This is a genomic window from Staphylococcus simulans, assembly GCF_047037175.1.
GTDB classification, from domain to species: Bacteria; Bacillota; Bacilli; order Staphylococcales; family Staphylococcaceae; genus Staphylococcus; species Staphylococcus simulans_C.
Window position 1 is genome coordinate 303,500 of the sequence record NZ_CP178241.1, and the last position, 18,527, is coordinate 322,026.

The window sequence follows — 18,527 nt, forward strand, 5'->3', positions numbered from 1 at the left end:
GATGATGGATGGCAGACAAAGTACCAAAAATTGATTCAGAGTACTTAAAAGAAAAACGCCGAAAACGCAGAGCAAAACAACGGCGCGTTCAACTTATAATCTTTGGAACACTCATAACTTTAATAATTCTGATAGTATTGTATATGTTCACGCCAATTAGTAATATTGACCATGTAGAGGTGAAAGGCAACCATTATCTTTCTGATAAGGAAGCGAAACAAGCTTTAGATTTAAAGAAAGATACTAAAATCTACATGTTCGGCAAAGGGAAAGCCATCAACAAAATGAAAGAAAATCCTTTCGTTAAAGACGTACAAATCAAGAGAAAATTGCCGAATGATTTAGAAGTGAATGTTTCTGAGTATCAGTTGGTCGGTTTGTTAGAAGAAAAGGGCAAGTATCATCCAGTGCTTTCAAATGATCACATTTTAAAAGACTATAAAGGCCAAGTTCCAAATGATGCGCCAGTGATTTCAGGATTTAGTGACTCACGCCGCGAAAAAATGATTCAAGCTTTATCAGAAGTGCCAACAGACATCAGACACTCGATTTCTGAAGTGGAATATGCGGATGATAAAGATAATCGCAATAAAATCAAACTGTATATGAAAGATGGAATTCAAGTCATCGGCAATATACGTACAATCGCGGATAAATTAAAATACTATCCTGAAATGGTCAATGCATTAGAGCGTGATGAATCTGGTGAATTGAAAAAATCAGGTTTCATTGATTTATATGTCGGTGCTTCATTTATTCCATACAAATCTTCTTCATCTACGTCATCAGACAGTAGTGTGAAATTAAAAGAAGGTACAGCGATGGAAGATAAAGCAAAAGATGATTTGCAGGACACTTTAAACAAAATTAGTGACCAAATGAAAGAGGATAAGACAACAAAAGATAAAACTCAGAAAGAAAGTAGTACAAATAATTAAAAAAGTCTTGAATATCATGTGTTTATAGTTCACAACCATAGAAACGTATTGTAAACTAACTATAGTGTATTTTTTAAAGAAATTGTCAGGAGGTGCCTATCTATGGAGGAACATTACTATATAAGTGTAGATATTGGTTCATCTAGTGTAAAAACAATAGTAGGCGAAAAATTTCATAATGGAATTAATGTGATAGGTACAGGACAAACCTATACAAGCGGAATTAAGAATGGCTTAATCGATGATTTCGATTTAGCGAAACAAGCTGTTAAAGATACAATTAAGAAAGCTTCAATCGCGTCTGGCGTTGATATCAAAGAAGTATTCTTGAAATTGCCGATTGTCGCTACTGAAGTTTATGATGAAACCAATGAAATCGAATTTTATGAAGATACTGAAATAAACGGAAGACACATTGAAACAGTGTTAGAAGGCATCAGAGACAAAAATGACGTTGAAGAAACTGAAGTGGTGGATACTTTCCCAATTCGCTTCATCGTAGATGGAGACAATGAAGTTTCTGATCCGAAAGAATTGATGGCAAGACATTCATTGAAAGTTGAGTCGGGTGTTATCGCGATTCAAAAATCAATTCTTGTTAACTTAATTAAATGTGTGGAAGCTTGCGGCGTGGATGTATTAGATGTTTATTCTGATGCATATAACTACGGTTCAATCTTAACGCCGACTGAAAAAGAGTTAGGCGCTTGTGTGATTGACATCGGTCAAGATTTAACGCAAGTTGCATTCTACGAACGTGGTGAACTAGTAGATGCCGACTCATTTGAAATGGGTGGACGTGATATCACGGACGATGTTGCGCAAGGTCTGAACACTTCATTTGCGACAGCAGAAAAAGTGAAACATCAATATGGTCATGCGTTCTATAACTCAGCATCAGATCAAGATGTATTCTCTGTTGAACAAATTGATAGTGATGAAGATGCACAATTCACGCAAAAAGACTTAGCAGATGTGATCGAAGCACGTGTAGAAGAAATCTTCTTCAATGTCTTTGATTTACTGCAAGAATTAGGCTTAACGAAAGTTAACGGCGGATTCGTTGTTACTGGCGGTTCAGCAAACCTTTTAGGCGTTCGTGAATTACTGCAAGATATGGTCAATGAGAAGGTAAGAATACATACACCTTCACAAATGGGAATCAGAAAACCTGAATTCTCATCTGCCATTTCTACAATTTCTAGCAGTATCACTTTTGATGAATTATTAGATTATGTTACAATTAATAATCATGATAATGAAGAATTTGAAGAAGAAGTGATTGAGTCAGAACCTAAGCCGCACACTGAAAAAGCAGGCGGTTTCGACTGGTTCAAGAAAAAACAAAACAAACAGACTCATGAAACACTTGATTCAGGTGAATCAATTGAAACAGAAGAAGTTTCTGAAACACCAGAAACACATACTACTAAGCAAGAAACTGATTATAACTCAGACCAATCTCATGAGAAACAAGAAGAAAGTAAATTTAAAAAATTATTGAAATCTCTATTTGATTGATTGCCCATTAAAACTAGGAGGAAATTTAAATGTTAGAATTTGAACAAGGATTTAATCATTTAGCGACGTTAAAAGTCATTGGTGTCGGCGGCGGAGGTAACAACGCTGTGAACCGAATGATTGACCACGGAATGAACAATGTTGAATTTATTTCAATCAACACTGACGGTCAAGCATTAAACTTATCTAAAGCTGAGTCCAGAATCCAAATCGGTGAAAAATTAACACGTGGTTTAGGTGCTGGCGCGAACCCAGAAATCGGTAAAAAAGCTGCTGAAGAATCTCGCGAGCAAATCGAAGATGCAATCCAAGGTGCTGATATGGTCTTCGTAACTGCTGGTATGGGTGGCGGTACTGGTACAGGTGCTGCACCAGTTGTTGCTAAAATCGCGAAAGAAATGGGTGCATTAACAGTAGGTGTTGTAACACGCCCATTCAGTTTCGAAGGACGTAAACGTCAAACACAAGCTGCTGCAGGGGTAGAATCAATGAAAGCAGCTGTAGATACATTAATCGTTATTCCAAACGACCGCTTATTAGATATCGTTGATAAATCAACACCAATGATGGAAGCGTTCAAAGAAGCAGATAACGTATTACGCCAAGGTGTACAAGGTATCTCAGACTTAATCGCAGTGTCTGGTGAAGTAAACCTTGACTTTGCAGACGTTAAGACAATCATGTCTAACCAAGGTTCTGCATTAATGGGTATCGGTGTTTCTTCAGGTGAAAACCGTGCAGTTGAAGCAGCTAAAAAAGCTATTTCATCTCCATTACTTGAAACATCAATCGTTGGTGCACAAGGTGTCCTAATGAACATTACAGGCGGAGAATCATTATCTTTATTCGAAGCACAAGAAGCAGCTGACATCGTACAAGATGCAGCAGATGAAGATGTAAACATGATCTTCGGTACTGTAATCAACCCTGAATTGCAAGATGAAATCGTAGTGACTGTCATTGCAACTGGTTTCGAAGACAAACCAGCAACACATGCACGTAAACAATCTAATACAGGTTTCGGATCTAGCGCAGCAAGCACAAGTACTTCAAGTGATGAAGGTATCGGTCATGCGCCAAGATCTCATAGTTCAGAATCATCAAGCGAATCAAGAACACACACTACAAAAGAAGATGATATTCCAAGCTTCATCAGAAACAGAGAAGAAAGACGTTCAAGAAGAACTAGACGTTAATCTCTTTCTATAAAGTTTGCATTGAGCAATCAACCATAGTATCACGCAAGATTAGATGCAACAGGTCATCGAGTGGTCTAGTGAGAACAATAATCTAAAGTGTCATCAGATCGATTGATCTGATGACACTTTTTATATATTTGAATCTATACGCAATTAGCTTTAATATTAAATTAACAACCTAGTTCAAAAAGGCATCCATCTATAAATAGGAGAGATTATTATGCCAGAGAAATTTATCAAGCAACCACATTATTTAGCACATACTGATGCAAAATCAGAAGGGGTTACTTTAGGATTCACGACAAGAGAAGGCGGACAAAGTCCGTATCCAGAACATGCGTTTAATATGGCATTATATATTGATGATGCGGCTGAAAATGTCCATGCACATCAACATATCATCGCTGAAGCCATCGGCTATGACAGAAAGCAATGGGTCTTCCCGATTCAAACACATGGTAACAATGTAGTGGAAGTCACAATGGATGATGCGAATACTAATATTGATACATTAACAGATGCACTGCATGGTGTAGATGGGATGTACACATATGATTCAAATCTCTTATTGACGATGTGCTATGCCGATTGTGTGCCGGTCTATTTCTATAGTCCGAAACACCATTTTATTGCGTTAGCACATGCAGGATGGAAGGGAACGGTCGGACGTATTTCAGAAGAAATATTAGAGCATATTATTTTTGACTTAGAAGATTTACAAGTCGTGATTGGACCTGCTACATCAAATAGTTATGAAATTAATGATGACATTAAAGCGAAATTTGAAGCTTTACCTGTCGACGCATCGACGTTTATCGAAACACGTGGCGAAGACCGACATGGCATCGATTTAAAAGAAGCCAATCGTCAGTTATTGATTCGAGCCGGTGTACCAAGTGAAAATATTGATGTGACAGACTATGCGACTTCAGAGAATTTAGACTTATTCTTTTCATATAGGGTAGAAAAAAGTAAGACTGGCCGTATGTTGGCATTTATCGGACAGTAAGAAGTAAGGAGTAATAGCAATGAATGTGAAACAAAATCTAGAACAAATCAACGAACATATTACGAAAAGTCTTGAGAAAGTCCATCGTGACACCAGACCGAACGTGATTGCTGTAACAAAATATGTTACAATAGAGCGAGCTAAAGAAGCATATGATGCTGGCATCAGACATTTTGGGGAAAATCGTTTAGAAGGATTTCAAGCGAAACGCGAAGCGTTACCAGATGATGTGGTGATGCACTTTATCGGTACATTGCAATCACGTAAAGTGAAAGAAGTCATTGATGACATTGATTACTTACATGCATTGGATCGAAAAAGTTTAGCAAAAGAAATCAATAAACGTGCATCACATGTCGTGAAATGTTTTGTTCAAGTGAATGTTTCTGAAGAAGAAAGCAAACACGGTCTTGCTTTAGAAGAAGTAGATGCTTTTATCGAATTACTTGGACAATATGAAAACATTCAAGTCGTAGGTCTGATGACAATGGCACCTTATACTGAAGATGAAGCAGAAATCAGAGAGATTTTTGAAACATTAAGACATAAACGTGATGAAATTCAAGCAAAACAATTAGATTATGCGCCATGCACTGAATTATCAATGGGCATGAGTAATGATTATGAAATTGCTGCAGAAGAAGGCGCAACCTTCGTACGAATCGGTACTAAACTAGTAGGGAAAGAGGAGTGAGCCAATTGGCTTTAAAAGACCTATTTAACAATTTTTTTGTCATAGAAGAAGAAGAGGAAGTTGACGAACGTCAGCAACCTGCAAAAAATACTGCACAAGCTGAACCAGAACCTCAAACACAAGCTACTACAACAGCGCAGCAAACGCAATCAAACAACAATAATAATTACTACAATGAAAGACAGCGTGCAATTAAGACTGTCCCGAAACGTCAAACACAAAGCAATCGATTGCAGACGTCTTCCAATGAAAGGAAGTATCAAATGGCTAATCATACAAACAATGATTCTACAAGAAATGTGGTCAATATGAACGCTGGCAATCTGCACGAAAGTTCAAAAATGTGTTTATTTGAACCTCGTGTCTTCTCAGATACGCAAGATATTGCGGATGAGTTGAAAAATAGACGTGCGACACTTGTCAATTTACAACGTATTGACAATGTATCTGCGAAACGCATTATTGATTTCCTAAGCGGAACAGTCTATGCGATTGGCGGAGACATCCAACGTGTCGGTAATGATATTTTCTTATGTACACCAGATAACGTAGAAGTGGCTGGCAGTATTACAGAAGATATGGATACGTCAGAATTTGATTATGAATGAGGTAACATGATATGAGTTTAGTTAATGCATTAGCGCTCTTATTTAAAGGGATAGAGCTATTGTTAACCGTTTATTACTGGGGTATGATTATTTACTTCTTTATGTCATGGATACCAAATGCACAAGGTTCAGCATTTGGACGTTTCCTGCATAAGATTTACGAACCGTTCTTAGCACCGTTTCGTAAAATTATCCCGCCTATCGGTATGATCGATATCTCAAGTTTAGCCGCTATCTTTGTGTTGATTTTCTTCCAAAGAGGCTTACATGCGATATTCGTATTGATTCTGCAACAATTAGTTTAATAAATCATGAAAGGTATGCCGTGTTCATTGAATCAGGCTGCCTTTTTCTTTTGTTAGGGGTGAATTCACATAGATATATATCAACACTTTAGAAGAGAAGAACAACCCATCATTACGATGTTGATGGATAAAGTTCAACAAGCAGAGCGTAATTATGCGCCGGTCTTAACACATTTCTTAGATCCGAGAGCACAATATATTTTAGAAGTCATTGTGAATAGTTTTGATGATTTGCATGTAACGTTTAATGGCGGCAGTCCATCTAGTGAACGTAAACGTGCTGTGATTGCGCCAGAGTATTTCGAAGCGACAGAGGAAGACTTTGAACTCGTGTTGTTTGATTTAGCGTATCCTGAGAAGTTTGCGTCGATTGATCATCGTAATGTGCTTGGGACATTGATGTCATTAAGTATTGAACGTGATCAACTTGGCGATATTATTGTAGGCGATAAAATTCAGTTTATTTTGACAAAGAATATTAAATCGTATATAATGTTGGAATTAAAGCGAATCAAGGGTGTACCGGTCAAACTGCATGAAGTACCACTAGAAGATATGATACAATCAAAAGAGGATTGGACGCTTCATCAAGCAACGGTCAGCGCCATGCGTTTAGATGTTGTATTGAAGGAAATGATTCGTAAATCACGTTCAATTGCGAAACAATATATTGAAAAGAAACGTATCAAAGTGAATCATACAATTATTGAACGTCCAGATTTCCAACTAGAACCTGGAGATTTGCTGTCGATACAAGGACATGGCCGTGCGAGAGTGACTGAAATCGGTCATAAAACAAAGAAAGACAAACTGCGCATAGTATATGAAACTTTATTCAAATAGTGTATGATTAAGGAGGACAATATAAGATGTCTTTTACACCGAATGAAATTAAAAACAAAGAATTTTCTAGAATTAAGAATGGCCTTGAACCCACTGAAGTCGCTGATTATTTAAGCCAACTCAGTCAAGAGATTGAACATTTAAAAGAACAAAACAAACAACTTGAAACAGTGGTTGCAGAGAAAGACAATAACTTAAAAGCGTACAAAGAAGTACAACAATCAGTGAGTGACGCTTTAGTTCAAGCACAAGCAGCAAGCCAAGAAACAAAAGCGGCTGCGACAAAAGAAGCAGAAGCGATTGTTGCGAAAGCCAAAGCTGAAGCAGATCGTATTGTGAATGATGGTGTGGAAAAAGCAAGACGTTTATCATTCCAAACAGAAGATATGAAACGTCAATCTAAAATTTTCCGTTCTCGTTTCCGCATGTTAGTGGAAGCTCAGTTGGATTTATTGAAAAATGATGATTGGGATTACTTGTTGAACTATGACTTAGATGCACAACAAGTTACAGAAGAAAACTTCCAACATTTACATCAAAATGATGTGACTGAACAAGAAAAGCAACAAGCGCAAGCACAACAAGCTGAAGCACAAGAAGGTACACCAGCACAAGACAAAGCAGATAAAAAACAAAAATAAAGATTAAATTTTGAAAACAGACGCGTAAGAATTAAGTGAACATATCAACATAACAGCGAGTTAGGGATGGTGCGAGCCTAATATATGTTTAATTCTTATATCACTGTTTGATCTAATTATATAGGTAAGAATGAAGAGAACTCTAAGTTGAGTTAATCAGGGTGGTACCGCGGTTGTTCGTCCCTGTTAATTGAACTTAGAGTTCTTTTTTATATTTTAAGGAGTGAAAATTAATGAACTACAAAGAAACGCTATTGATGCCGAAAACAGACTTCCCAATGCGCGGCGGACTACCAAAGAAAGAACCGGAAATCCAAAAACAATGGGACGAACAAGATTTATACCACAAAATCTTAGAGAAAAATAAGGGAAATGACACATTTATTTTACATGATGGTCCACCGTATGCGAACGGTAACTTGCACATGGGACATGCCTTAAATAAAATTTTAAAAGACTTTATCGTACGTTATAAATCAATGCAAGGCTACTATTCACCATACGTTCCAGGTTGGGATACACATGGTTTACCAATTGAACAAGCATTAACGAAAAAAGGCGTAAAACGTAAAGAAATGCCTGTTTCTGAATTCCGTGAGTTATGTAAGGAATTCGCTTTAGAACAAATCGAACTTCAAAAGAAAGACTTCAAACGTTTAGGTGTGAATGGTGACTTCAATGATCCATATATCACATTAAAACCTGAATATGAAGCAGCACAAATTCGTTTATTCGGTGAAATGGCGGACCGTGGTTTAATCTACAAAGGTAAAAAACCAGTATATTGGTCACCATCAAGTGAATCTTCATTAGCTGAAGCGGAAATTGAATACCATGATAAACGTTCACCATCTATCTATGTCGCATTTGACGTTAAAGACGGTAAAGGTGTCGTAGATGAAGATGCGAAATTCATTATCTGGACAACTACACCTTGGACATTACCATCAAACGTTGCGATCACAGTACACCCTGACTTAAAATACGGTCAATATTTAGTGAACGGTGAAAAATATGTGATTGGTACGGACTTAGTTGAAGCTGTAGCTGAAGCATTAGAATGGGATAAAGATGCGATTGAACTACAAAAAACATTCACAGGTAAAGAATTAGAATATGTGGAAACACAACATCCATTTATCGACCGTGTATCACTAGTCATCAACGGATTACACGTTACAACTGATGCTGGTACAGGTGCCGTTCATACCGCTCCTGGACACGGGGAAGATGACTATATTGTCGGTCAAAAATATGGTTTACCTGTTATTAGCCCATTAGATGATAAAGGGGTCTTCACAGAAGAAGGCGGCCAATTTGAAGGTATGTTCTATGACAAAGCAAATAAAGCAGTGACAGACTTACTTAAAGAAAATGGTTCATTATTAAAATTACAATTCATCACACATAGTTACCCACATGACTGGCGTACGAAAAAACCGGTTATCTTCCGTGCGACACCACAATGGTTCGCTTCAATCAGTAAAGTACGTCAAGATATCTTAGACGCAATTGAAGAGACTCACTTCAAAGTTGATTGGGGTAAAACACGTATCTACAACATGATCCGTGACCGTGGCGAATGGGTTATCTCTCGTCAACGTGTATGGGGTGTTCCACTTCCAGTATTCTACGCTGAAAATGGTGACATCATCATGGATAAAGAAGTCATCTATCATGTGGCAGATTTATTTGAAAAATACGGTTCAAACGTATGGTTCGAACGTGAAGCGAAAGATTTATTACCTGAAGGCTTTACACACCCAAGCAGTCCAAATGGTGAATTCACAAAAGAAGAAGACATTATGGACGTATGGTTCGACTCAGGTTCATCTCACCGCGGTGTATTAGAAACACGTCCGGAATTATCATTCCCAGCTGACCTTTACTTAGAAGGTAGTGACCAATATCGTGGTTGGTTCAACTCTTCTATCACAACAGCTGTTGCGACACGTGGTCAATCACCATATAAATTCTTGCTTTCACATGGTTTCGTAATGGACGGCGAAGGTAAGAAAATGAGTAAATCATTAGGTAACGTTATCGTGCCTGATCAAATCGTTAAACAAAAAGGTGCAGATATCGCACGTCTATGGGTGAGCAGTGTAGACTACTTAGCTGACGTTCGTATCTCTGATGAAATCTTAAAACAAACAGCGGATGTTTACCGTAAAATCCGTAACACATTACGTTTCATGTTAGGTAACGTGAATGACTTTAACCCAAGTACAGACGCTTTAGCAGAAGCTGATTTATTAGAAGTAGATCGTTATTTATTAAATCGTTTACGTGAGTTCACTGCGAATATCATTAAACATTATGATAACTTCGACTACTTAAATATCTATCAAGAAGTTCAAAACTTCATCAACGTTGAGTTAAGTAACTTCTACTTAGACTATGGTAAAGATATTTTATATATCGAAAAACAAGATTCACCAAAACGTCGCAGTATGCAAACGGTGTTATACCAAATCTTAGTCGACATGACTAAATTATTAGCACCAATCTTAGCACATACTGCAGAAGAAGTTTGGTCATATATTCCTCATGTTGAAGAAGAAAGTGTACATTTAGCGAATATGCCTAAAGTGGTTGAACCAGACAGCGCATTACTTGAAAAATGGAACACATTCATGAAATTACGTGACGATGTCAACCGTGCTTTAGAAAGTGCACGTAACGACAAAGTTATCGGTAAATCATTAGAAGCGAAAGTCATCATCGGAAGCAATGAACACTTCGATGCGACAAGCTTCTTAAAAGACTTCGATAACTTGCATCAATTATTCATCGTGTCACAAGTGGAAGTTGAAGATAAAGTTGAGGATGGTACAGAATACTATCACGGCGATATCAAAGTGGTTCACGCTGACGGTGAAAAATGTGAAAGATGTTGGAACTACAGCACAGAACTTGGTTCAGCTAACGGCTTAGACCACTTATGCCCACGTTGCCAAGCAGTCGTAGAAACACTTTAATTCACAATGTTAAATTGAATGATTAAGCAAAAATGAAGCACTCTGATAAATTTTTCAGAGTGCTTTTTTTAATGGTTTCACAATGAGCCAATCCCAAGTAATTCACGTTAAAACTCGGTATAATGAGTAATACGCTTATAGAACGTCAAAGCACACAGACAGAAAGGAGAGACGGCGTTGCGTCAATTTGGAGAAAAACATTACGTCAATGGTGTGACGTTAAATGTTAGAGATAAAGAAAATTTAAAACACTTTTATGAAGATATATTAGGATTTAATGTGATTAATGAAACGTATACCTCGATTCAATATGAAGTCGGCACTTCAAAACATCGCATTACCTTGCATCAAATAGATGATGGCAGAGAGCCATTAGTGTCAGAAGCAGGCTTATTTCATATCGGCATTCGCTTAAATTCACATGCGCATTTAGCGGATTTAATGGCACATTTAACTGAACATGAAATCACAATCAATGGGGCTGAACACAATGTCAGTACATCGCTTTATTTTAAAGATCCAGAAGGTAATGGTTTTGAGTTTTATGCAGATCAACCTGAAGAAACATGGGATTTTGATAAAGAGAATCGTGTGATTATGGATACGAGACATTTATATGCCTCTAAATTAATGAATTTACGATCACGTGACGGTTGGCAAGGGATTCCAGATGATAGTATGATTGGCAATTTACATTTGAAGACAGTACGTATTTCTGAAGTGAAAGATTATTACTTAGCACACTTTGGATTAGAAGAATCTTCTTTTGTGAATAAATCATCACTCTTTATGTCATCAAACGGTTATCATCATACTTTAGCTGTCAATCATTGGATGTCTAGTATGCAGAGAATGGAAAATGATGAGACGTATGGTTTAACGTTAGTCGATTATCATTATCCAGAAACCACACATACTTGGATGAAAGGGCCAGATGGCATCGCATTTCGATTTAATTATCTAGGAGTTTGATAAGCTTTGAAAAAATTAATTTCAGCAAGTTTATTGCTAGTGGTACTTGGCGGTGCGACTTATGTGGCAGTCAATCACCAAGCGGATCTTGAACATTATATCGAACAGTTGAAACCAGATCCGATGGCATTTAATCCTTATGATGATGGAGAATGTACGGATTATGTGTTTGAGAAAGTGAAAGCTGACGGTAAGATGATTGGCAAAAGTTGGGGAGATGCGAAGTACTGGGCAAAACAAGCGAAAGAAGCGGGTTATACTGTGAACCAACAGCCAAAAGCTTCAGCACTCTTACAATCACCAAGAGGTGAACAAGGACATGTGGCCTATATTGAACATATCAATGAAGATGGTTCACTATATGTGACTGAAATGAATTACGTTGCGCCGCATAAAGTGACTTCACGTACAATTCAGCCCGAGCAAGTTCAAAACTATCATTATATTCATCCAAAAGAGAATCCAAAAGCACAAGATACTAAAGAAGCTTAATTGATAATTTTAGTATCTGTTCTTCTGGCAATTTGTTATAATATACAATGTTGTTATGAAGAAGTGAAAGGTCAGAAGGAATTATTGTATAGAAACAAGAAATGATCTGACTGCTTCAAGGAGGAAGACATGAGAAAATCATATTTCATCAGTGCATCGTTATTTGTGACATTAGCGGTACTGATTTTAGACCAAATCACCAAAGCATATATTGTTAAAACTATGTCAGTCGGAGATTCGTATTCAGTTATCCCCGGTTTTTTAAACATTACATCTCATCGTAATACAGGTGCAGCTTGGGGAATACTCAGCGGCAAAATGGGCTTTTTCTTTTTAGTTACGATTGTTGTATTAGGACTGCTCGTTTATTTCTATATTAAAGAGGCAAGAGGCCACTTTTGGATGCAGATTGCGATTAGCTTATTATTTGCGGGCGCATTAGGCAATTTCATCGACCGTATGAAAAATGGAAAAGTTGTCGATTTTATTGATACGTATATCTTTGGTTATGATTTCCCAATCTTTAATGTTGCGGATTCTAGTTTGACGGTTGGTGTGATATTAATTTTAATCTTGTTGTTGTTTGATTCGAAGAAAAATAAAGTGAAGTAAAGGAGTGTTGAAATGACTCAATTTGATTTTCAGATTACAGAAGACGAACACGTTGGACAACGTATCGATAAATACTTGCCTGAACAGAATTCTGATTGGTCACGCAGCCAAATCCAAGATTGGATTAAACAAGGCTTAGTTGAAGTGAACCATACAGTTGTGAAGGCAAATTATAAAATGAAGAAGAATGATCAAGTTCAAGTGACGGAGAAGGAGACGGTTGAAGCGGATATTCAACCTGAAAACTTGGATTTAGACATTTATTATGAGGATGAAGATGTGGCCATCGTATACAAGCCTAAAGGTATGGTTGTGCATCCATCGCCAGGTCATTACAGTGGCACACTTGTAAATGGTTTAATGTACCAAATTAAAGATTTAAGCGGTATTAACGGTGAAATCAGACCCGGTATTGTCCACCGTATTGATAAAGATACATCTGGTTTATTAATGGTTGCGAAAAATGATATCGCACATAGAGGTCTTGTTGAACAATTAATGGCTAAAACAGTGACACGTAAATATACAGCCTTAGTTCACGGCAATATCCCACATGACTACGGTACAATTGATGCGCCAATCGGCCGAAATAAAGTAGACCGTCAAGCTATGGATGTGGTTGATGATGGTAAAGATGCCATTACACACTTTAATGTATTAGAACACTTCAACAACTACACATTAGTAGAATGTGAACTTGAAACAGGACGTACCCACCAAATCCGTGTACACATGAAATACATTGGTTATCCATTAGTCGGCGATCCGAAATACGGACCAAAGAAAACAATGGACATCGGTGGTCAAGCCTTACACGCAGGTGTCATCGGCTTCACTCACCCAGTTACTGGTGAATATATCGAAAGAAAAGCACCGCTTCCAGATTACTTTGAGGAAATCCTTGAAGATATCCGTAAAAGAGACGCATAAGTAATACCAACTCAATACTCAATAATAAATAGAAAATCCCTTGAAATGAAGAAGCATTTCAAGGGATTTTTTTAATTTATAATTAGGTTATATAGATGTAAATTTCTCTGGCTTAAATAACTTACTTACTTTAAATTAGATATAAAGAAAGGTGTTGAATTTTATGTTAGAAATTACAATAGGTGGCAGACTTAAAAAAGAAAAAATACAGAGAGAAAAAGGAAGGAATTTATTAGAATTTCCTAACGAATATGTTGTTATTGACATTGAAACAACAGGGCTTGATTCCACATATGATTCAATCATTGAAGTAGCAGGCATTAGATATGCAGATGGTATCGAGAAAGAAAGGTTTCAAGAGCTCATAAATCCGCAATATCAAATAAATAATTTTATTTATGAACTAACGGGCATATCAAATGAAATGTTGGAAGACGCACGTTTTGAAAATGAAGTAATGAGTGATTTTTATAGTTTTGTTGGAGATTCGACAGTAGTAGCTCATAATGCTCATTTTGATATTAACTTTATATATGATAGTTTGCAAAAAAATCATGATGTTAAGTTTAAAAATGATTTTGTTGATACATTGAGAATCTCTAGAAGGTTATTATCTGAATTAAAGAGTCATAAATTAATAGATATAGCTACTTTTTTTAATTTTGCATATGACAATGCACATAGAGCAGAATTTGATGCAGAACTAACCTATAGAATTTATGAGAGTCTTAGAGAAGTCGCAATAAAAGAATATGGATCAATTCAAGGTTTTAAAGAGTTTTGTAAAAGGTCATCAAGTTTAAATGCAAAAGATATAGTAGGGGATAAGGGTAAAATTCAAGTTGATAATTTACTTTATGATAAAGTATGTGTTTTAACTGGAAAATTAGAATATATGACAAGAAAAGAAGCAATGCAAACAATAGCTAATATTGGTGGAATTAACGCTAATGGTGTTACTAAGAAAACTAACTATCTAATATTGGGTAACTTCGATTATAGTACAAATATTAAAGGTAATAAGAGTGCAAAAATGAAGAAAGCAGAAAAATATATCTTAGAGGGTCAAGATTTGCAAATCCTATCAGAAAATGCATTCTATGATTTAATAAGTATAAAAATGTAAGAAGGTAGGAATAGTCTGAATTTGTCCTTTCTTAGCTATGTAATATCATATAACTTTCGAAGAGGGTCTAATCGTTATAGTTAGTTATTAGAATTTCAGTTAGTTTTAATATATGTGTGATATGTTATATGATAATAAAGCTAAAATTCGGTCACCAATAAATAACTTATAAAACAATATGGTTGTCCACCATATTTAGAAAAAGGTATTGTAAAACTAAGTGATTGACCATGCTGAATAAATAGCGAGTAATATGGAGAGGTGAGAATATGTGGGATTATTTTTCAACACTATTAGAGGATAATTCTAGCAAGTTAATTATAACTTTACTAACAACACTGATAATTCAACTAGCAATAAAATTCTATAAAAAATTCTTAGACGTACAATATAAGTTTGCAATAGATGTAATAGCACCAATGTTTCCAATAGAATTTTTAGATATTATAGTAATAGCAATTAATATTGTTGCTTGGATTACATTTAAAAAGGTATTCAACATTGATTACCAAGTGTTTATACTAAGTATTGTATTGTATTTACCGATTTTTAACTTCATTTTAGATATGCTCATGATTATCATTCTTAGTAATAAGTTTTATGTACTTTTCAATCAGGACGATATCAAGTTTATTGTTAAAAAACATAAAAATCTTTTTAAAAATACTGTACAAGTGGCACCAAGAAATTCCTATGATGGCAACACCAGTAACTTTAGAATTTTAAATAGCAAAAGACATAAGGATGTTTATTATTTGGAGAAAGCTGAGTATTTAATAGATAAAAAAGATCAGGTGACTGTGTATAAAATAAGTAGAAGAAATTTAATTAGGGCTTGGTTCTCAATAAACAAATACTGGGCAGTATTTGATAAGCAAGTTCCTTATGTTTTATGGATACTTTTCATACTGTCATATATATTATATATAGTGCCAGTGGTTTATGGAGATAGTGTTTTAGGTAATAATTATTTAGTTGTCACTATTTATATGCTTTTCGTTTCATTGATTGCGATAGTAACTAGAATGTGGATTTTTAATAATATTTTAAGTGATAACAATAAATATAAGAGTAGGTTTATCCGTGAGAAATTGTGGCAATAAAATAAGACAATTTCAACTAAACCTACTGGGTTAATCTAGTGATAATTAAAGTTTAAATATGGAGCTGTATTTAACACATGATATGATGGTAATTATTTTAGAAAGAAAAAATTATTTGAAGTTCAATAACTTCAAATTTATTACCGAAATACCTTTGACTTTTCATGTATCTGTGTTAAACTTATAACAGTTTAATAAAGAAATCGTAAGTCTTTAATTGAGAGTACAGAGATGCTCCAAAGGCAGATGTTTTTTACATGTTGAAACTAGAGAAAGTAACTGAGTAAATGCTTTATTAAGAGGTCATTTTGTATGATTACGCAATTCACCAACCCTGATTGCCATACAAATTTAGTAAAGTAACCGACAAAACAGTTACTGGTATAAATAGTGGAGATAGTAAATCTCGCATGTTCTGCATAATCCCGTGTCTCTCAATTGAGATGCGGGATTTTTTTATGGAAAGGTGAGTGCGGGAATGACGGAACGTATTGTATTAGATGATGCAGGGATGCAGCGGACTTTAACACGTATCGCACATGAAATTCTAGAGTATAATCGAGGAACTGAAGATTTGGTTTTACTCGGTGTAAAGACTCGAGGAGAGTTTCTAGCGAAACGTATTCAAACGAAGATTCAACAAATTGAAGATGTCACTGTTCCTACCGGAACATTAGACATTACGCAATTTCGAGATGACTTAGAGTTACCAACACCAAAAATGTCTGAGAAGTCTTATGTCATTGATGTAGACCTTAAAGACAAAGTTGTTATCATCATTGATGATGTGCTCTATACAGGTCGAACTGTACGCGCGTCACTTGATGCAATCTTACTACATTCTCGACCACAAAAAATCGGATTAGCGACATTGGTAGATCGCGGACATCGTGAGTTACCGATACGCGCTGATTTCGTAGGTAAAAATATTCCTACTGCGAAAGATGAAGAGGTTTCAGTCTACGTAGACGAAATTGATCATCGCAACGCAGTTATAATTGAATAGCTTACCCTTTTAAATCAGTACGAGAGACTGACAAAGGGTTAGATAAGAACTGTTGTCAACTTGCATGTATAGCACGAGAGGCTCAAGACTTGTAAGAAACAACTTCTAACAGAGATACACGTGTATCTCATCCTGACAATAACTTCTTATCTATCCCCCAAACGATGTCTCTTTGCACGCTGATTGCTGTAAAGAGATTTTTTTCATGAAAGGAAGAAAGAGAAATGGAAAATGAACAAATGTTTGAGCGAACGGTGAAACCCGTACTGGATGTTAATGAAAAGCCGAAAGCAGGTCAATGGGCCTTCTTAAGCTTACAACATCTCTTCGCGATGTTCGGCGCAACAGTCTTAGTACCATTCTTAACAGGCTTGCCGATTTCAGCGGCATTGCTTGCATCAGGAATAGGAACACTGCTTTACATCTTAATTACGAAAGCAATGATTCCAGCGTACTTAGGTTCTAGCTTCGCCTTTATCACACCGATTATCACAGGATTAAGCACACACAGCTTAGGCGATATGCTGATAGCACTTTTCATGAGTGGTGTTATGTATGTCATCATCGGGATCTTAATCAAATTAAGCGGAATCGGTTGGCTGATGCATTTGTTACCGCCCGTTGTAGTAGGCCCAGTCATCATGGTTATCGGATTAAGTCTTGCGCCGACAGCAGCAAACATGGCAATGTTTGAAAACACGGCAGACATGAAAGGTTACAATGTCACATACTTGATTGTCGCAATGATTACATTAATCACAACACTCGTCGTTCAAGGCTACATGAAAGGGTTCTTCTCACTGATTCCAGTCTTAGTCGGAATCATAGTAGGCTACATCGCAAGTATTGTCTTAGGCATTGTAGACTTCAAGCCAGTTATGAAAGCATCATGGTTTGACTGGCCGCACATCTATCTGCCATTTGTAGATTATCATCCAAGTTTCCACTTCGGACTGGTGCTCTTGATGTTACCGATTGTGTTCGTCACAGTCAGTGAGCATATCGGACACCAAATGGTAATTAATAAAATTGTCGGCAGAAACTTCTTCGAGAAACCGGGTCTACATAGATCAATCATCGGAGACGGTGTGTCAACAATGTTCGCAAGCATTATCGGCGGACCGCCAAGTACAACTTACGGTGAAAACATCGGTGTACTTGCGATAACAAAGATTTATAGTATCTACGTTATCGGCGGTGCAGCAGTAATCGCGATTATCCTAGCATTTGTAGGAAAGTTCACAGCATTGATTTCATCTATCCCAACACCAGTTATGGGTGGGGTATCCATTCTCTTATTCGGTATCATCGCTTCAAGCGGCTTAAGAATGCTGGTTGAAAGCAAGGTGGATTTTTCGGAAAACCGTAACTTAGTTATCGCGTCAGTCATTCTGGTAGTGGGTATCGGAAACTTAATGTTCGATATTCACGGCGTCAAAGTTGAAGGTATGGCACTTGCGGCTTTAGCAGGTATCGTACTAAACCTAATTTTACCTAAAGCAAAACCGGAAACATCAAATAAATAAACTTTATCCAATTCTTAGGGG

Annotated in this window: 18 protein-coding genes; all 18 read left to right on the forward strand. The window is 36.5% G+C overall.

Going from position 1 to position 18,527, the window contains the following annotated elements:
• Positions 1-8 precede the first annotated feature (8 nt).
• The 18 genes from ACFCT9_RS01430 (at position 9) to ACFCT9_RS01515 (ending at position 18,506) form a co-directional block, all read left to right on the forward strand.
• A complete protein-coding gene (locus tag ACFCT9_RS01430) occupies positions 9-938 on the forward strand; it encodes a cell division protein FtsQ/DivIB (protein ID WP_412520226.1) in 930 nt (309 codons plus the stop codon).
• 102 nt (positions 939-1,040) lie between these two features.
• A complete protein-coding gene (ftsA, locus tag ACFCT9_RS01435) occupies positions 1,041-2,459 on the forward strand; it encodes a cell division protein FtsA (RefSeq protein ID WP_412520228.1) in 1,419 nt (472 codons plus the stop codon).
• A 29-nt stretch (positions 2,460-2,488) separates the two neighbouring features.
• On the forward strand, positions 2,489-3,655 hold the full coding sequence (gene ftsZ, locus ACFCT9_RS01440) for a cell division protein FtsZ (protein ID WP_412520229.1): 1,167 nt from the start codon (positions 2,489-2,491) through the stop codon (positions 3,653-3,655).
• Between the two features lie 223 nt (positions 3,656-3,878).
• Positions 3,879-4,667 (forward strand): peptidoglycan editing factor PgeF, encoded by a 789-nt coding sequence (gene pgeF, locus ACFCT9_RS01445; RefSeq protein ID WP_412520230.1) that lies wholly within the window; start codon positions 3,879-3,881, stop codon positions 4,665-4,667.
• A gap of 19 nt (positions 4,668-4,686) precedes the next feature.
• A complete protein-coding gene (locus ACFCT9_RS01450) occupies positions 4,687-5,361 on the forward strand; it encodes a YggS family pyridoxal phosphate-dependent enzyme (protein WP_412520232.1) in 675 nt (224 codons plus the stop codon).
• Between the two features lie 5 nt (positions 5,362-5,366).
• On the forward strand, positions 5,367-5,969 hold the full coding sequence (locus ACFCT9_RS01455) for a cell division protein SepF (RefSeq protein ID WP_412520234.1): 603 nt from the start codon (positions 5,367-5,369) through the stop codon (positions 5,967-5,969).
• An 11-nt stretch (positions 5,970-5,980) separates the two neighbouring features.
• Entirely contained in the window at positions 5,981-6,274 is a 294-nt protein-coding gene (locus ACFCT9_RS01460) for a YggT family protein (protein WP_412520235.1), read from the forward strand.
• 117 nt (positions 6,275-6,391) lie between these two features.
• Positions 6,392-7,117, forward strand: coding sequence for an RNA-binding protein (locus ACFCT9_RS01465; RefSeq protein ID WP_412520237.1), 726 nt, complete (start codon positions 6,392-6,394; stop codon positions 7,115-7,117).
• Positions 7,118-7,143: 26 nt separating this feature from the next.
• Positions 7,144-7,758 carry a DivIVA domain-containing protein gene (locus ACFCT9_RS01470; protein WP_412520239.1) on the forward strand — a complete coding sequence of 205 codons (615 nt, stop codon included), beginning with the start codon at positions 7,144-7,146 and terminating at the stop codon, positions 7,756-7,758.
• A gap of 233 nt (positions 7,759-7,991) precedes the next feature.
• Positions 7,992-10,739 (forward strand): isoleucine--tRNA ligase, encoded by a 2,748-nt coding sequence (gene ileS, locus ACFCT9_RS01475; protein WP_412520241.1) that lies wholly within the window; start codon positions 7,992-7,994, stop codon positions 10,737-10,739.
• A 177-nt stretch (positions 10,740-10,916) separates the two neighbouring features.
• Positions 10,917-11,711 (forward strand): VOC family protein, encoded by a 795-nt coding sequence (locus ACFCT9_RS01480; RefSeq protein WP_412520243.1) that lies wholly within the window; start codon positions 10,917-10,919, stop codon positions 11,709-11,711.
• 6 nt (positions 11,712-11,717) lie between these two features.
• Positions 11,718-12,203: a CHAP domain-containing protein gene (locus ACFCT9_RS01485; RefSeq protein ID WP_412520245.1), complete on the forward strand. Its 486-nt coding sequence runs from the start codon at positions 11,718-11,720 to the stop codon at positions 12,201-12,203.
• Between the two features lie 129 nt (positions 12,204-12,332).
• Positions 12,333-12,815: a signal peptidase II gene (lspA, locus tag ACFCT9_RS01490; protein WP_412520246.1), complete on the forward strand. Its 483-nt coding sequence runs from the start codon at positions 12,333-12,335 to the stop codon at positions 12,813-12,815.
• Between the two features lie 12 nt (positions 12,816-12,827).
• On the forward strand, positions 12,828-13,745 hold the full coding sequence (locus ACFCT9_RS01495) for an RluA family pseudouridine synthase (protein ID WP_412520247.1): 918 nt from the start codon (positions 12,828-12,830) through the stop codon (positions 13,743-13,745).
• Positions 13,746-13,908: 163 nt separating this feature from the next.
• Positions 13,909-14,871, forward strand: a complete 963-nt coding sequence (locus tag ACFCT9_RS01500) for an exonuclease domain-containing protein (protein WP_412520249.1) — start codon at positions 13,909-13,911, stop codon at positions 14,869-14,871.
• Positions 14,872-15,140: 269 nt separating this feature from the next.
• On the forward strand, positions 15,141-15,974 hold the full coding sequence (locus tag ACFCT9_RS01505; RefSeq protein WP_412520251.1) for a hypothetical protein: 834 nt from the start codon (positions 15,141-15,143) through the stop codon (positions 15,972-15,974).
• 478 nt (positions 15,975-16,452) lie between these two features.
• Positions 16,453-16,980 carry a bifunctional pyr operon transcriptional regulator/uracil phosphoribosyltransferase PyrR gene (pyrR, locus tag ACFCT9_RS01510; RefSeq protein WP_412520253.1) on the forward strand — a complete coding sequence of 176 codons (528 nt, stop codon included), beginning with the start codon at positions 16,453-16,455 and terminating at the stop codon, positions 16,978-16,980.
• A gap of 224 nt (positions 16,981-17,204) precedes the next feature.
• On the forward strand, positions 17,205-18,506 hold the full coding sequence (locus ACFCT9_RS01515; protein ID WP_412520254.1) for a uracil-xanthine permease family protein: 1,302 nt from the start codon (positions 17,205-17,207) through the stop codon (positions 18,504-18,506).
• The last annotated feature ends 21 nt before the right edge of the window (positions 18,507-18,527 follow it).

Bases quoted from the DNA above. Each gene is read 5' to 3' on its own strand.
- ACFCT9_RS01460 (WP_412520235.1), top strand. From the start codon at position 5,981: ATGAGTTTAGTTAATGCATTAGCGCTCTTATTTAAAGGGATAGAGCTA.
- ileS (WP_412520241.1), top strand. From the start codon at position 7,992: ATGAACTACAAAGAAACGCTATTGATGCCGAAAACAGACTTCCCAATG.
- lspA (WP_412520246.1), top strand. From the start codon at position 12,333: ATGAGAAAATCATATTTCATCAGTGCATCGTTATTTGTGACATTAGCG.
- ACFCT9_RS01470 (WP_412520239.1), top strand. From the start codon at position 7,144: ATGTCTTTTACACCGAATGAAATTAAAAACAAAGAATTTTCTAGAATT.
- ACFCT9_RS01465 (WP_412520237.1), top strand. From the start codon at position 6,392: ATGTTGATGGATAAAGTTCAACAAGCAGAGCGTAATTATGCGCCGGTC.
- pgeF (WP_412520230.1), top strand. From the start codon at position 3,879: ATGCCAGAGAAATTTATCAAGCAACCACATTATTTAGCACATACTGAT.
- pyrR (WP_412520253.1), top strand. From the start codon at position 16,453: ATGACGGAACGTATTGTATTAGATGATGCAGGGATGCAGCGGACTTTA.
- ACFCT9_RS01500 (WP_412520249.1), top strand. From the start codon at position 13,909: ATGTTAGAAATTACAATAGGTGGCAGACTTAAAAAAGAAAAAATACAG.
- ACFCT9_RS01450 (WP_412520232.1), top strand. From the start codon at position 4,687: ATGAATGTGAAACAAAATCTAGAACAAATCAACGAACATATTACGAAA.
- ACFCT9_RS01430 (WP_412520226.1), top strand. From the start codon at position 9: ATGGCAGACAAAGTACCAAAAATTGATTCAGAGTACTTAAAAGAAAAA.
- ftsZ (WP_412520229.1), top strand. From the start codon at position 2,489: ATGTTAGAATTTGAACAAGGATTTAATCATTTAGCGACGTTAAAAGTC.
- ftsA (WP_412520228.1), top strand. From the start codon at position 1,041: ATGGAGGAACATTACTATATAAGTGTAGATATTGGTTCATCTAGTGTA.
- ACFCT9_RS01505 (WP_412520251.1), top strand. From the start codon at position 15,141: ATGTGGGATTATTTTTCAACACTATTAGAGGATAATTCTAGCAAGTTA.
- ACFCT9_RS01495 (WP_412520247.1), top strand. From the start codon at position 12,828: ATGACTCAATTTGATTTTCAGATTACAGAAGACGAACACGTTGGACAA.
- ACFCT9_RS01515 (WP_412520254.1), top strand. From the start codon at position 17,205: ATGGAAAATGAACAAATGTTTGAGCGAACGGTGAAACCCGTACTGGAT.